General features: G+C 72.2%; 14 protein-coding genes. 1 reads left to right on the top strand and 13 read right to left on the bottom strand.

Annotated elements, in window-relative coordinates; genetic code table 11:
- Window positions 1–40 precede the first annotated feature (40 nt).
- From ACPPVT_RS09115 to ACPPVT_RS09095, 5 genes are read right to left on the bottom strand one after another with little or no spacing between them, the layout of a single operon-like run.
- Window positions 41–706, bottom strand: a complete 666-nt coding sequence (locus ACPPVT_RS09115; RefSeq protein WP_426567109.1) for a DNA-3-methyladenine glycosylase — start codon at window positions 704–706, stop codon at window positions 41–43.
- An 8-nt stretch (window positions 707–714) separates the two neighbouring features.
- On the bottom strand, window positions 715–1464 hold the full coding sequence (locus ACPPVT_RS09110) for a succinate dehydrogenase/fumarate reductase iron-sulfur subunit (protein ID WP_426566674.1): 750 nt from the start codon (window positions 1462–1464) through the stop codon (window positions 715–717).
- Window positions 1461–3389 (bottom strand): fumarate reductase/succinate dehydrogenase flavoprotein subunit, encoded by a 1929-nt coding sequence (locus ACPPVT_RS09105; RefSeq protein WP_426566673.1) that lies wholly within the window; start codon window positions 3387–3389, stop codon window positions 1461–1463. The genes ACPPVT_RS09110 and ACPPVT_RS09105 overlap by 4 nt, the downstream gene beginning before the upstream one ends.
- Window positions 3390–3417: 28 nt before the next feature.
- A complete protein-coding gene (locus ACPPVT_RS09100; RefSeq protein WP_426566672.1) occupies window positions 3418–4251 on the bottom strand; it encodes a hypothetical protein in 834 nt (277 codons plus the stop codon).
- Between the two features lie 3 nt (window positions 4252–4254).
- Complete coding sequence (locus ACPPVT_RS09095; RefSeq protein ID WP_426566671.1) at window positions 4255–4542, bottom strand: hypothetical protein; 288 nt, start codon at window positions 4540–4542, stop codon at window positions 4255–4257.
- A gap of 111 nt (window positions 4543–4653) precedes the next feature.
- Between ACPPVT_RS09095 and ACPPVT_RS09090 the strand changes: the two genes are divergently transcribed.
- Complete coding sequence (locus tag ACPPVT_RS09090) at window positions 4654–4896, top strand: hypothetical protein (RefSeq protein ID WP_426566670.1); 243 nt, start codon at window positions 4654–4656, stop codon at window positions 4894–4896.
- Between the two features lie 110 nt (window positions 4897–5006).
- Here the strand turns inward: ACPPVT_RS09090 and argH are convergent, their stop codons facing one another.
- The 8 genes from argH to argC are packed head-to-tail and all read right to left on the bottom strand — an operon-like array spanning window position 5007 to window position 13779.
- Window positions 5007–6431 (bottom strand): argininosuccinate lyase, encoded by a 1425-nt coding sequence (gene argH / locus ACPPVT_RS09085; RefSeq protein WP_426566669.1) that lies wholly within the window; start codon window positions 6429–6431, stop codon window positions 5007–5009.
- A 41-nt stretch (window positions 6432–6472) separates the two neighbouring features.
- Window positions 6473–7903 carry an argininosuccinate synthase gene (gene argG / locus ACPPVT_RS09080; RefSeq protein WP_426566668.1) on the bottom strand — a complete coding sequence of 477 codons (1431 nt, stop codon included), beginning with the start codon at window positions 7901–7903 and terminating at the stop codon, window positions 6473–6475.
- Entirely contained in the window at window positions 7900–8454 is a 555-nt protein-coding gene (locus ACPPVT_RS09075; protein ID WP_426566667.1) for an arginine repressor, read from the bottom strand. The genes argG and ACPPVT_RS09075 overlap by 4 nt, the downstream gene beginning before the upstream one ends.
- On the bottom strand, window positions 8451–9386 hold the full coding sequence (argF, locus tag ACPPVT_RS09070; RefSeq protein WP_426566666.1) for an ornithine carbamoyltransferase: 936 nt from the start codon (window positions 9384–9386) through the stop codon (window positions 8451–8453). The genes ACPPVT_RS09075 and argF overlap by 4 nt, the downstream gene beginning before the upstream one ends.
- Window position 9387: 1 nt before the next feature.
- Entirely contained in the window at window positions 9388–10665 is a 1278-nt protein-coding gene (locus tag ACPPVT_RS09065) for an acetylornithine transaminase (RefSeq protein ID WP_426566665.1), read from the bottom strand.
- Window positions 10662–11543, bottom strand: coding sequence for an acetylglutamate kinase (gene argB / locus ACPPVT_RS09060; protein ID WP_426567108.1), 882 nt, complete (start codon window positions 11541–11543; stop codon window positions 10662–10664). Before argB ends, ACPPVT_RS09065 begins: the two co-directional genes overlap by 4 nt.
- A 44-nt stretch (window positions 11544–11587) precedes the next feature.
- Window positions 11588–12739: a bifunctional glutamate N-acetyltransferase/amino-acid acetyltransferase ArgJ gene (gene argJ / locus ACPPVT_RS09055; RefSeq protein WP_426566664.1), complete on the bottom strand. Its 1152-nt coding sequence runs from the start codon at window positions 12737–12739 to the stop codon at window positions 11588–11590.
- A complete protein-coding gene (gene argC / locus ACPPVT_RS09050) occupies window positions 12736–13779 on the bottom strand; it encodes an N-acetyl-gamma-glutamyl-phosphate reductase (RefSeq protein WP_426566663.1) in 1044 nt (347 codons plus the stop codon). Before argC ends, argJ begins: the two co-directional genes overlap by 4 nt.
- Window positions 13780–13791: the final 12 nt, after the last annotated feature.

The raw sequence follows: 13791 nt of genomic DNA, 5'->3' as shown, positions 1-13791 counted from the left end.
CACGTGCGTCTCGCCGGTCGTCGCAGGCAAGCCTGCCCGATCAGGTCCCGCCGGTGCGAGGGGGTTGCCGGCGGACCACCGCCGCGCGGTAGGCGGAGACGGACGGCTCGCCGTCCAACCAGAACCGCCACGGATAGCGCGCGACGTCCCCGCCGGGTCCGCTCACCCCGACCCGGGCGCCGCTACGCACCGGCCCGGAGCCCTGCCCGCCCAGGTGCAGCCGTACCGCGGACGACGACCGCGCGCCACCGAGCACCGCGCCGTCCAGCGCCCCGTCGATGCCGAGCGCGCTGGTCAGCCGGGCCGGCCCCCGGGCCAGGTCGCGGTCCGCCCGGGCCGCGGGGCGGCGCAGCCGCGCCAGCTCGTGGCCGCGGACCACCTCACCCGCTCGCAGCAGCACGGCGGACGCCGAGCCGGCCGGGCCGCAGACCAGGTTCACGCACCAGTGCATCCCATACGTGAAGTACACGTACAGCCGGGCCGGCGGGCCGAACATCACTGCGGTCCGCGGGGTCAGCCCGTTTCGCGCGTGCGAGCCCGGGTCGCCCGGCCCGTCGTAGGCCTCGACCTCGGTCAGCCGCACGGCCACCGAGCCCCGGGGTGAGCGGTGCTCGAGCACGGCACCCAGCAGCGCGGGCGCGACGTCCAGCACCGGCCTGGCGCAGAACCGTTGCAGCGCAGCCGATCCGCGCGCCGGACCGGGCAGGGTGCCGGTCAGCGCCGGCGCGCGATCTTCGACCCCAGCCACACCAGCGGATCGTACTTGCGATCGACGACGCGCTCCTTCATCGGGATGAGCGCGTTGTCGGTGATCTTGATGTGCTCGGGGCAGACCTCGGTGCAGCACTTGGTAATGTTGCAGAAGCCGAGGCCGAACTCCTCCTGGGCCTCGCTCTTGCGGTCGCGGGCGTCGAGCGGGTGCATGTCCAGCTCGGCGATCCGCATCAGGAAGCGCGGCCCCGCGAAGGCCTCCTTGTTGTCCTCGTGGTCACGAACGACGTGGCAGACGTCCTGGCAGAGGAAGCACTCGATGCACTTGCGGAACTCCTGCGAGCGCTCCACGTCGACCTGGGCCATCCGGTAGTCACCGGGGGCGAGGTCGGCCGGTGGCTCGAAGGCCGGCACCTGGCGCGCCTTGTCATAGTTGAAGGACACGTCGGTGACCAGGTCGCGGATGACCGGGAACGCGCGCAGCGGGGTGACGGTGACCAGCTCGTGCTCGGCGAACGTGTTCATCCGGGTCATGCACAGCAGCCGCGGACGCCCGTTGATCTCGGCGCTGCAGGACCCGCACTTGCCGGCCTTGCAGTTCCACCGGACCGCGAGGTCCCCGGCCTGGGTGGCCTGCAGCCGGTGGATGACGTCGAGCACGACCTCGCCCTCGTTCACCTCCACCGTGTAGTCGACGAGCTCGCCGTCCTCGGCGTCCCCGCGCCACACCCGAAACCGTGCGTCGTAGCTCATGCCTGCTCCCCTCCCTGCCCGGAGGCGTCGTCGAAGACCGCGAGCTCGGCGTCGGTGAGGTACTTCGCCAGCTCCGAGCGCTCGAACAGCGTGAGCAGGTCGCCGCGGATCGCCGGCACCGCCTGACGGGTCAGCTGCACTGCGCCGTCGTCGTCCAGCCGGCAGACCAGGTTCACTCCGCGCCACTGCGGGTCCATCGTCGGGAAGTCCTCGCGGGTGTGCCCGCCCCGGCTCTCAGTGCGCTCCAGCGCGGCCTTGGCGACACACTCGCTGACGTCGAGCATGTTGCGCAGGTCCAACGCCAGGTGCCACCCGGGGTTGAACTGGCGGTGCCCCTCGACCCCGGCGCTGGCCGCCCGCTCGCGTAGGCCGCCCAGCCTGTCCAGCGCCTCGACGATCTCGCCCTCACGCCGGATGATGCCGACCAGGTCGTTCATCATCTGCTGCATCTCGGAGTGGATCGTGTACGGGTTCTGCACCGCGGCGTCCGCCGCGCCGCCCAGCGTGAACGGCTCCAGCGCCGTCGTGGACGCCACCGCCAGGTCGTCGTCGCTGATGCCTGGACGACGCTCCCCTAGCCCCTCGACGTACGCGGCGGCACCGGCCCCGGCACGACGTCCGAACACCAGCAGGTCGGACAGCGAGTTGCCGCCCAGCCGGTTCGACCCGTGCATCCCGCCGGCCACCTCGCCGGCCGCGAAGAGTCCCGGGACAACGGCGGCGCCGCTGTCCGCGTCCACCTCCACGCCACCCATCACGTAGTGGCAGGTCGGGCCAACCTCCATCGGCTCGGCGGTGATGTCGACGTCCGCGAGCTCCTTGAACTGGTGATGCATGGACGGCAACCGACGGATGATCTCCTCGGCCGGCAACCGGGTCGAGACGTCCAGGAAGACGCCGCCGTGCGGAGAGCCGCGACCTTCCTTGACCTCGGTGTTGATCGCCCGGGCGACCTCGTCGCGCGGCAGCAGCTCAGGCGGGCGCTTGTTGTTGTCCGCGTCGGTGTACCAGCGGTCCGCCTCGTCCTCGGTTTCGGCGTACTGGCCGCGGAACACGTCGGGGACGTGGTCGAACATGAACCGCGTGCCTTCGCTGTTGCGCAGCACTCCGCCGTCGCCGCGCACCGACTCGGTGACCAGGATCCCCTTGACCGACGGAGGCCAGACCATGCCGGTGGGGTGGAACTGGATGAACTCCATGTTGATCAGCGTCGCGCCGGCGCGCAGGGCCAGCGCGTGGCCGTCGCCGGTGTACTCCCAGGAGTTCGAGGTCACCTTGAAGGACTTGCCGATGCCGCCGGTGGCCAGCACCACGGCGGGCGCCTCGAACACCACGAACCGGCCGGACTCGCGCCAGTAGCCGAACGCCCCGCTGATCGCGTCCCCGTCCTTGAGCAGGTCGGTCACCGTGAGCTCGGCGAACACCCGGATCCGGGCGTCCAGGTCACCGTGCTCGCGCAGGTCCTCCTGCTGCAGGGAGACGATCTTCTGCTGCAGCGTGCGGATCAGCTCGAGCCCGGTGCGGTCGCCGACGTGGGCCAGCCGCGGGTACTCGTGACCGCCGAAGTTGCGCTGGCTGATCTTGCCCTCGGGAGTGCGGTCGAACAGCGCGCCGTAGGTCTCCAGCTCCCAGACCCGTTGCGGCGCCTCCTGCGCGTGCAGCTCGGCCATCCGCGGGTTATTCAGGAACTTCCCGCCGCGCATGGTGTCGCGGAAGTGCACCTGCCAGCTGTCCTTGGAGTTCACGTTGCCCATCGAGGCCGCGATGCCGCCCTCGGCCATCACGGTGTGCGCCTTGCCGAACAGCGACTTGCAGATGATCGCCGTCCGCAGGCCGTGCTCGCGCGCCTCGATGGCGGCGCGCAGGCCGGCGCCGCCTGCGCCGATCACCACGACGTCGTACTGGTAGCGCTCCAGGTCGCTCACTCGGGCGTCTCCTCGAAAACCGTTGGGGTCAGAAAAACTTGGGGTCGTCGAACGCGCCGGAGGCCAGCAACGCGACGTACGCGTCGGTCAGGGCCACTCCCACCAGGGAGGTCCACGCGAACTGCATGTGCCGGGTGTTGAGCTTGGAGACGAACGTCCAGCTCTTGTAGCGCAACGGGTGCGTCGAGAAGTGCTTGAGCCGGCCGCCGATCACGTGCCGGCAGGAGTGGCAGGACATCGAGTACAGCCAGAGCAGGGTGGCGTTGGTCAGCAGCACGAGCGTGCCCAGGCCCATGTGCCCCCACTCGCCGTCCGCGTCGCGGAAGGCGAGGATCGCGTCCCAGGTCAGGATCACGTTGAACACCAGCCCGGCGTAGAAGAAGTACCGGTGGATGTTGTTCAGGATCAGTGGGAACCGCGTCTCGCCCGAGTACGCACCGTGCGGCTCGGCAACCGCGCAGGCCGGAGGGCTCAGCCAGAAGGAGCGGAAGTAGGCCTTGCGGTAGTAGTAGCAGGTCATCCGGAAGCCGAGCGGGAAGATCAGGATGAGCAGCGCCGGCGAGAGCGTCCACCAGTCACCCACCGGGTGCGTCTCGCCCGACCCCGGCACGCAGTTGGTGGACAGGCACGGCGAGTAGAACGGCGAGATGTAGGGCGCGCTGTAGTAGGCGCCGTTCCAGAACGCGCGGATCGTCGCGTAGATGATGAACGCGAGCAGCACGCCGAACGTGATGGCCGGCTGCACCCAGTAGCGGTCGGTGCGCAGGGTGCGAGCCGGGATCCGGGCGCGACCGGGATGACCGACTCCGGTGACAGGTGCAGGGGTGCTGGGCTTTGCTGTGGCGGGCGTGCTGCGGGCCACCCGTCAGCCCGCCCGACCCGTGGCGCCCAGGCCCTCGTCGTCCGCGTCCGACCAGAACGAGGGGTCGTAGTCCTCGTCCGGGATGTAGATGATCTCGCCGGGCTGCGCGGGGCCGTGTCGCAGCCCCTCGACCCGAGCGACCAGGTTGAGGTCCGCGGCCAGCCGGGCGACGTCGTCGCGCAACCGCTGGACGTCGACGGTGTCCCCGAGGTGCGCCTGCAGCGACGCCACGCTCGCGCGCAGGTCGGCGAGCTGCTTGGCTGCCGTCGCCAGGTCGTCGTGCGCGGTCATCCACGAACCTCCCGTTGGCCGTCCCGCTCCGTTGCGGTCCCTGCACGCATCCTTGCCCGGACACCGTCCCACGTAAAGCATCACCACGCGAAGGGATGCAGACTGGTGCTCATGGCCCGCCGATCGCGTCGGCTACCGCGCTACGACATCGTGACGCCGACCGAGCACGAGGCGTTGGACGCGGACATCGCGCGTCAGCGTCGGCGCTACTTCCTGCTGTGGGTGCCGTGCATCCTGCTCGTGCTGTTCGGTTTCTTCGTGCCGGCGCCGACGCCCTGGCGGATCGCGGCGCTCGCGCTGGCCGCACCGCTGCTGCCGCTGGCCGCGATCATCGGCACCAGCTGGCGGCGCTGAGTTCAGGCCTTGCTCCGCTCAGCCGGGGTTGCTCCACTCAGCCCGCTATGCGAGCGCTCCCGAGCGGGTTGGGGTGAGCAAAGCGGGTTGGGGGGAGCAAGCCTTGGGGGTCAGCCGGACCAGGTGCGGGCCTCGGCCAGCCGCTCCTCGCAGGCCGCGAGCTGCTCGGCGACCCGCACCGGCGCGGTCCCGCCGACCGCGTCGCGCGAGGCCAGCGAGCCCTCGACGGACAGCACGGAGCGGACGCCGGGCGTGAGGTGCTCGGAGATCGCGGCGAGATCGTCGTCGGACAGGTCCCACAGCTCGATGGCGCGCGCCTCGCAGGCCCGCACGCACGCACCGGCCACCTCGTGCGCGACCCGGAAGGGCACGCCCTGGCGGACCAGCCACTCGGCGACGTCCGTCGCCAGCGCGAAGCCCTGCGGAGCCAGCGAGGCCAACCGGTCGACGTCGAAGCGCAGGGTGGCGACCATCCCAGCCACGGCCGGCAGCAGCACCTCCAGGGTGTCGACCGCGTCGAAGACCGGCTCCTTGTCCTCCTGCAGGTCCCGGTTGTAGGCCAGCGGCAGGCCCTTGAGCGTGGCCAGCAGCCCGGTCAGGTCACCGATCAGCCGGCCCGCCTTGCCCCGGGCCAGCTCGGCGACGTCCGGGTTCTTCTTCTGCGGCATGATGCTCGACCCGGTGGAGTAGGCGTCGTCCAGCGCGACGAAGGAGAACTCCTTGGTCGCCCAGATCACCACCTCCTCGGCCAACCGGGAGACGTCGACGCTGGTCATCGCCGCGACGAAAGCGAACTCGGCCACCACGTCACGCGCGGCCGTGCCGTCGATCGAGTTCTCCACCGGCCGCTCGAAGCCCAGGTCCCGGGCCACCGCCGCCGGGTCGAGGCCGAGCGAGGAACCAGCGAGCGCACCCGAGCCGTACGGCGACACCGCCGCGCGGCGGTCCCAGTCGCGCAGCCGCTCCACGTCGCGCAGCAGCGGCCAGGCGTGCGCCAGCAGGTGATGTGCGAGCAGCACCGGCTGGGCGTGCTGCAGGTGGGTGCGGCCAGGCATCGCGGCCCCGGGGTGGGCGGCCGCCTGCGCGACGAGCGCGTCGACGACGTCCAGCACGCAGCCGGCGACCAGCCGAGCGTGCTCGCGCAGGTACATCCGCACCAGGGTGGCGATCTGGTCGTTGCGCGAGCGACCGGCGCGCAGCCGACCACCGAGCTCGGCCCCGGCCCGCTCGATCAGGCCGCGCTCCAGCGCGCTGTGCACGTCCTCGTCATCCGGCGCGGGCGCGAAGGCTCCGCTGACCACGTCGGCGTCCAGCGCGTCCAGCGCGTCCAGCATGCCGGCCAGCTCCGAGTGGTCCAGCAGCCCCGCGGCGGCCAGCACGCGGGCGTGCGCCCGGGACCCCTCGAGGTCGTGCCGGGCCAGCCGCCAGTCGAAGTGGGTGCTCTTGCTCAGCGCCGCCAGCGCGTCCGCCGGGCCGCCGGCGAACCGGCCGCCCCACAGCGCGCCGGCGTTCGTGCCGGGGTCGTCCGTGCTCATCGGTGGGTGCTCATCGGTGGGTGCTCATCGGTGGGTGCCCATCAGTCGGTCCCCGTCTCCATCGCGGCGGCCTCCAGCGCGGCCTCCTCGTCGCCGGCGACCGCAGGGTTCGCAGTGATCCGGTCGGCGCCGCCGGCAGGCAGCTCACCGAACAGCGTGCCGTGCTCGACCAGGACCTGGCCCTGGTCCAAAGGCTGGCCCGCGTAGAGCTCGAGCAGGGCGCGAGAGTCGGCGATGTCGAGGTTGCGCATCGTCAGCTGCCCGATCCGGTCCGTGGGGCCGAAGGCGGCGTTCTCGGTGCGCTCCATGGACAGCTTGTCCGGGTGGTAGGAGAACGCCGGACCCTCGGTGCGCAGCACCGTGTAGTCCTCGCCACGTCGCAGCCGCAACGTCACCTCACCGGTGACGACCGAGGAGATCCAGCGCTGGATCGGCTCTCGCAGCATCAGCGACTGCGGGTCGAGCCAACGGCCCTCGTACAGCAGCCGGCCCAGGCGACGCCCGTGCGTGTGGTAGCTGGCGACGGTGTCTTCGTTGTGGATCGCGTTCAGCAGCCGCTCGTAGACCGTCCACAGCAACGCCATGCCCGGCGCTTCGTAGATGCCGCGGCTCTTGGCCTCGATGATCCGGTTCTCGATCTGGTCGGACATGCCCAGCCCGTGTCGGCCGCCGACCGCGTTCGCCTCGTGCACCAGCGCGACCGGGTCGTCGAACGTCGTCCCGTTGATCGCCACCGGCCGCCCGCGCTCGAACCGGACCGTGACGTCCTCGGGCTCGATCAGCACAGCCGGATCCCAGAACCGGACCCCCATGATCGGCTCGACCAGCTCGAGCGAGACGTCGAGCTGCTCGAGCGTCTTCGCCTCGTGCGTGGCGCCCCAGATGTTGGCGTCGGTGGAGTACGCCTTCTCGGCGCTGTCCCGGTACGGCAGGTCGTGGTCGGTGAGCCACCGGCTCATCTCGGACCGGCCGCCGAGCTCGCGCACGAAGTCCGGGTCCAGCCACGGCTTGTAGATGCGCAGCGAAGGGTTGGTGAGCAGCCCGTAGCGGTAGAAGCGCTCGATGTCGTTGCCCTTGAAGGTGGACCCGTCACCCCAGATGTCGACGCCGTCCTGCTGCATCGCACGGACCAGCATCGTGCCGGTGACCGCCCGCCCGAGCGGAGTCGTGTTGAAGTACGCCCGGCCGCCGGAGCGGATGTGGAACGCACCGCAGGCCAGCGCAGCCAGCCCCTCCTCGACCAGCGCCCGCTTGCAGTCCACCACGCGCGAGAGCTCAGCCCCGTACTGCAGCGCGCGGGACGGCACGCCCTGTACGTCCGGCTCGTCGTACTGGCCGATGTCGGCCGTGTAGGTGCAGGGCACCGCGCCCTTCTCGCGCATCCAGGCCACCGCGACGGACGTGTCGAGACCGCCGGAGAAGGCGATGCCGATCCGCTCGCCGACGGGTAGGGACGTCAGGACCTTGCTCACCGTGGGGTTCCTTCTGGGGTCTCGATGACGGGCTCGGTGCCCTCGGCGACCGCCAGCAGCCGGGCGGCGAGTGCCGGCCCGCCTGCGGGGTCTCGGGCGATGAGCAGGACGGTGTCGTCGCCGGCGATGGTGCCGAGCAGGTCGGCGGCGTCGGCGTGGTCGAGCGCGGAGGCCAGGTAGTTGGCGGCCCCCGGCGGGGTGCGCAGGACGACGAGGTTCGCGGAGGCCTCGGCGGAGACGAGCACCTCGCTGGCGACCTTGGCCAGCCGGGAGTCAGCGGACAGGTCGGCGGGTCGCGGCGTCCGGTCGCCGCCCTCGGCCGGCACGGCGTACACCAGCTCGCCAGTGGTGCCGCGCACCCGGACCGCACCCATCTGAAGCAGGTCGCGGGAGAGCGTCGCCTGGGTGACGTCGATGCCCTCGTCGGCCAGCAGCTGGGCGAGCTGGGTCTGCGAACGAACGGCGGTCCGTCCCAGCAGGTCGGCGATGCGCTGCTGCCGGGCCGCCTTGGTCTGCGGAGTGGTCCGGGCAGCCGGGGCGGCCGACGTCACGAGCTGCGCTCCAGCAGCCAAGTGAGCAGCGCCTTCTGGGCGTGCAGCCGGTTCTCGGCCTCGTCCCAGACCACCGACTGCGGGCCGTCGATCACGTCGGCGCTGATCTCCAGCCCGCGGTAGGCCGGCAGGCAGTGCAGGACGACGGCGTCGACCGCGGCCCGGTCGAGGGCGGCGCCGTCCACCGCGAACGGGGCGAATGGGCTCGCGGCGCCGGCGCGCTCGCCCTTCTCGCCCTCCTGCCCCATCGAGACCCAGGTGTCGGTGGCCAGCACGTCCGCGCCGGCCGCGGCGCCCTCGGGGCTGTCGGTGACCAGCACGGACCCGCCGGTCTCGTCGGCGATCTGGCGGGCCCGCTCGACGATCGCCGGGGCGGGCTGATGGCTGGTCGGCGTGCCGATCCGCACGTGCATGCCGGCCGCGGCACCGCCGAGCAGGTACGAGTGCGCCATGTTGTTGGCGCCGTCGCCGAGGTAGCTGAAGGTCAGGCCGGCAAGCGTCTTCTTGTGCTCGCGAACGGTGAGCAGGTCGGCCAGGATCTGGCACGGGTGGAAGTCGTCGGTCAGCGCGTTGACCACCGGCACCCGGCTGACCGAGGCCATCGTCTCGATCCGGTCCTGCCCGAAGGTGCGCCAGACGATGGCGGCCACCTGCCGGTCCAGCACCCGGGTGGTGTCCTCGACCGGCTCGCCCCGACCCAGCTGGCTGGACGCCGCATCGATCACCAGCGGGTAGCCGCCGAGCTCGGCGATGCCGACGCTGAATGACACCCGGGTGCGGGTGGAGGGCTTGTCGAAGAGCACGGCCACCGCGCGCGGACCCGCCAGCGGGCGCAGCGCCAACCGGTCCGCCTTGGCGTGCACGGCCAGGTCGAGCACCTCGGCCAGCTCGGCGGGGCTCAGGTCGTCGTCCCGCAGGAAGTGGCGCGGCATGTCAGGGCTCCTCGGCGAGTTCGGCGATCTGGACCAGCTGCGGCAGCGCCGCGAGGAAGGAGTCTGCCTGGTCCGCCGACAGGACCAGCGGCGGTGCCAGGCGCACCGTGTCCGAGGTCACCGCGTTCACGATGAAACCGGCCTCGAGCGCCGCGGCGGCCAGCTCCTTGGCGCGGGGGCGAGCCAGCCGCAGGCCGAGCAGCAGCCCCTCGCCGTCCACCGAGGTGACCAGCGGAGCTCCCGCGGACGGCGCGCCCGCGGCGAGCCGATGCCCGACCTCGCGCACGTTGGCCAGCAGGTCGTCGCGCTCGATGACGTGCAGGGTGGCCAGCGCCGCGGCGGTGGCCACCGGGTTGCCACCGAACGTGGTGCCGTGCTGCCCCGCGACCAGCAGCCCGGAGGTCCGCTCGCCCAGGGTGACCGTCGCGCCGATCGGGATGCCGCCGCCCAGCCCCTTGGCCAGCGTGACGACGTCCGGGACGACGCCGTGTCGGGTGTGGGCGAACCAGCCGCCGGTCCGGCCGACCCCGGTCTGCACCTCGTCGACGACCAGCAGGGCGCCGACGGAGGTGGTGAGCTCGCGGGCCGCGGCCAGGTAGCCCTCGGGCAACGGCCGCACGCCGGCCTCGCCTTGGATCACCTCGACGAACAGCGCCGCGACCTCGCCGTCCAGGGCGGCCTCCAGCGCGCCCAAGTCGCCGAACGGCAGGTGCTCGACGCCACCGGGCAGCGGCTCGAACGGCTCGCGGTAGTCGGGTTTGTGGGTCAGCGCCAGCGCCCCCATGGTCCGCCCGTGGAACGCACCCTCCAGGGCCAGGACCCGAGGACGACCGGTCCGCCGGGCGACCTTGAACGCCCCCTCGTTGGCCTCGGCCCCGGAGTTGGACAGGAACACCCGTGAACCCTGCGGGGCGTGCAGCAGCTCGAGCAGCCGCTCGGCCAGCGCGACCTGGGGTGGGCTGGCGAAGAAGTTCGACACGTGCCCCAGGGTCGAGAGCTGCGCGCTCACCGCACCGACCAGCGTCGGGTGCGCGTGGCCCAGCACGTTGGTCGCGATGCCACCGAGCAGGTCGAGGTAGCGCTGCCCGTCGGCGTCCCAGACGTACGCTCCCTCGCCGCGCACGAGCGCGCGCTGCGGGGTGCCGTAGGTGGCCATGATCGCGTGGCTGTACCGGTCGACCCACTCGGCGCCGGCGGCGCGCTGGGCCGCCTCGCCCGGTACGTGCAGCACGTCCGTCACGCCCGGGACGGCGGGCAGCTCGCTGGGGTGGCCGCTCATGGCGTCACCATCGTGCCGGTGCCCTCGCTGGTCAGCATCTCCAGCAGCAAGGCGTGCTGCAGCCGGCCGTCGACGACCGTCGCTCGACCGACGCCGCCGCGCACCGCTCGCAGGCAGGCGGCCATCTTCGGCGCCATGCCGGAGTCGATCAGCGCCAGCACCTGCTCGAGCTCGTCGGCGGCGATCTGCTGCACCAGCGAGGAGCGGTCCGGCCAGTCGGCGTACAGCCCCTCGACGTCGGTCAGCACCACCAGCTTCACCGCACCGAGGGCGACCGCGAGCGCCGCTGCAGCGGTGTCGGCGTTGACGTTGAGCACCTGCCCGGACGCCTCCGGCGCGATGCTGGAGACCACCGGGATCCGGCCTGCGGCGACCAGGTCGAGGACGGCGGCGGGGTCCACCTCGACGACGTCGCCGACCAGGCCGACGTCCACCGGCTCGCCGTTGACCACGGGCCTGGTCCGCTCGGCCCGGAACAGCCCGGCGTCCTCGCCGGACAGCCCGACTGCGTGCGGCCCGTGCTCGTTGATCAGCCCGACGAGCTCGCGCCCGACCTGGCCGACCAGCACCATCCGGACGACGTCCACCGTCTCGGCCGTGGTCACCCGCAGGCCGGCCCGGAACTGGGAGTCCACGCCGAGCCGGCTGAGCATGGCGGTGACCTGTGGTCCGCCGCCGTGCACCACGACCGGTCGGATGCCCACGTGCCGCAGGAACACCATGTCCTCGGCGAAGGCACGCTTGAGTCGCGAGTCGGTCATCGCGTTGCCGCCGTACTTGATCACCACGACCTGGCCGTGGAACTCCTTCAGCCAGGGCAGGGCGTCGATCAGCACGTCGGCCCGGGTGGCGTCCCACTCGGGGTCGTCCGGCCGCATCGGTCGGGTGCTCCCCCACCGCCGTCCGGACTGGTCGACCCGGGTCATGTCGAGTACGCCGAGTTCTCGTGCACGTAGGCGTGCGTCAGGTCGTTGGTCCACACAGTCGCGGTGGCGTCGCCTTCCTTGAGGTCGATGAGCACGTGCAGGTCCCGTCCGGTCAGGTCGACGCCGTCACGGTCCTCGGCCGGACCGCCGTCGCGGGCGATCCAGACCCCGTTCATCGCGACGTCCAGCACTGACGGGTCGAACGCGGCGGAGGTGGTGCCGACCGCGGCGAGGACCCGCCCCCAGTTGGGGTCGCGGCCGAACACAGCGGCCTTGAACAGGTTGCTGCGAGCCACCGAGCGGGCCACCTCGACGGCGTCGTCCTCGCTGGCCGCGCGTACCACGTCGATGCTGATGTCGTGGTCGGCGCCCTCGGCGTCCCGCATCAGCTGCTGGGCCAGGTCGTGGCAGAGCGCGCTCACCGCAGCGGTGAACGACGCCTGGTCCGGGCGGACGCCGCTGGCGCCGCTGGCCATCAGCAGCACGGTGTCGTTGGTGGACTGGCAGCCGTCGGAGTCCAGCCGGTCGAACGTCACCCGGGTGGCTGCGCGCAACGCGACGTCGCACTGCGCGGCGTCCACGTCGGCGTCGGTGGTCAGCACGACGAGCATGGTGGCCAGGGCCGGTGCGAGCATCCCCGCCCCCTTGGCCATACCCCCCACGACCCAGCCGTCACCGTGCTGCACCCCCTGCTTGCTCACGGTGTCGGTGGTCATGATGGCGGTGGCTGCGGCGCCGCCGCCGTCCGCCGCCAGGGCCTGCGCGGCCGCCTCGATGCCGGACTCCAGCAGCGGCCGGTCCAGCGGCTGGCCGATCAGACCGGTCGAGCAGACCACGACGTCGCCGGGCGAGGCGTCGAGCAGCCGGCCGACCAGCTCCGCGCTCGCGTGGGTGACCGAGAAGCCCTGCGCGCCGGTGTAGCAGTTCGCGCCGCCCGAGTTCAGGACGACCGCACGGACCACGCCGTCGGCGCTGGCCGTCTCGCTCCACAGCACCGGGTTGGCCTTGCACCGGTTGCTCGTGTAGACGGCGGCGGCGGCGCTGGACGGACCGTCGTTGACGACGAGCGCGACGTCCGGCCTGCCGGAGGGCTTGAGCCCGGCGGTGACCCCGCTGGCCCGGAAACCGCCGGCCTCGGTGACGCTCACGGTGCGACCCCGATCACCGGCAGGCCGAGTGCCTCGGGCAGCCCGAGAGCGAGGTTCGCGCACTGCACGGCCGCTCCCGCGGTTCCCTTGACCAGGTTGTCCAGGGCTGCGACGACGACCACGCGACCGGTCCGCTCGTCCACGGCGACCTGCAGGTGCACCGTGTTCGCGCCGTAGGTGTCCGAGGTGCGCGGCCAGCTGCCCTGCGGGAGCAGCTCGACGAACGGCTCGTCCGCGTACGCGTCCCGCCAGGCTTCGTGCACCTGCGCGGGGGTGCGGCCGGGCCGGAGCCGGGCGGTGCACGTGGCCAGGATGCCGCGCGGCATGGGCGCCAGCGTCGGGGTGAACGAGACGGTGACGGGTTCGCCCGCGGCGGCGGCCAGGTTCTGCTCGATCTCCGGGGTGTGCCGGTGCACGCCGCCCACGCCGTACGGCGACATCGACCCCATGACCTCGGAGCCGAGCAGGTGCGCTTTCAGCGAGCGGCCGGCGCCCGACGTCCCGGAGGCCGCGACCACGACCACGTCGTCCGGCTCGGTGAGGTCGGCCGCGAAGCCGGGGGCGAGCGCGAGCGTGACGGCGGTCGGGTAGCAGCCCGGGACGGCGATCCGCCCGGCCAGTGCCAGTACGTCGCGCTGGCGACGACCGTCGTGCAGCGCGAGCTCGGGCAGACCGTAGGGCCAGGACCCGGCGTGGTCGGTGTCGTAGAAGGACTTCCACGCCTGCGCGTCGGTCAGCCGGAAGTCCGCGCCACAGTCGATGACGACCGTGTCCGACGACAGCTCGGCGGCCAGCGCGGCGGACTCTCCATGCGGCAGCGCGAGCACCACCACGTCGTGGCCGGCCAGGGTCTGCGGCGTGGTCGGCTGGATCACCCGGTCCGCGATCGGACGCAGGTGCGGGTGGTGGCTGCCGAGGCGAGTGCCGGCACTCGCGGCAGCTGTCACCGCTGCGACCGTCAGCTGCGGGTGGCCCAGGGCCAACCGCAGCACCTCACCGCCGGCGTACCCGCTGGCCCCCGCGACCGCCACACTCACCATGGTGCATGACTA

Source organism: Angustibacter sp. McL0619 (genome assembly GCF_049994355.1).
Lineage (GTDB): Bacteria > Actinomycetota > Actinomycetes > Actinomycetales > Angustibacteraceae > Angustibacter.
Note: the sequence above shows the minus strand (reverse complement) of the source record. Positions and strands in the feature narration are given on the sequence as shown.

Coding starts and splice junctions, on each gene's coding strand:
- ACPPVT_RS09110 (WP_426566674.1), bottom strand. CDS start 1,464: ATGAGCTACGACGCACGGTTTCGGGTGTGGCGCGGGGACGCCGAGGAC.
- ACPPVT_RS09095 (WP_426566671.1), bottom strand. CDS start 4,542: ATGACCGCGCACGACGACCTGGCGACGGCAGCCAAGCAGCTCGCCGAC.
- ACPPVT_RS09090 (WP_426566670.1), top strand. CDS start 4,654: ATGGCCCGCCGATCGCGTCGGCTACCGCGCTACGACATCGTGACGCCG.
- argH (WP_426566669.1), bottom strand. CDS start 6,431: ATGAGCACGGACGACCCCGGCACGAACGCCGGCGCGCTGTGGGGCGGC.
- argF (WP_426566666.1), bottom strand. CDS start 9,386: ATGCCGCGCCACTTCCTGCGGGACGACGACCTGAGCCCCGCCGAGCTG.
- ACPPVT_RS09065 (WP_426566665.1), bottom strand. CDS start 10,665: ATGAGCGGCCACCCCAGCGAGCTGCCCGCCGTCCCGGGCGTGACGGAC.
- argB (WP_426567108.1), bottom strand. CDS start 11,543: ATGCGGCCGGACGACCCCGAGTGGGACGCCACCCGGGCCGACGTGCTG.
- argC (WP_426566663.1), bottom strand. CDS start 13,779: ATGGTGAGTGTGGCGGTCGCGGGGGCCAGCGGGTACGCCGGCGGTGAG.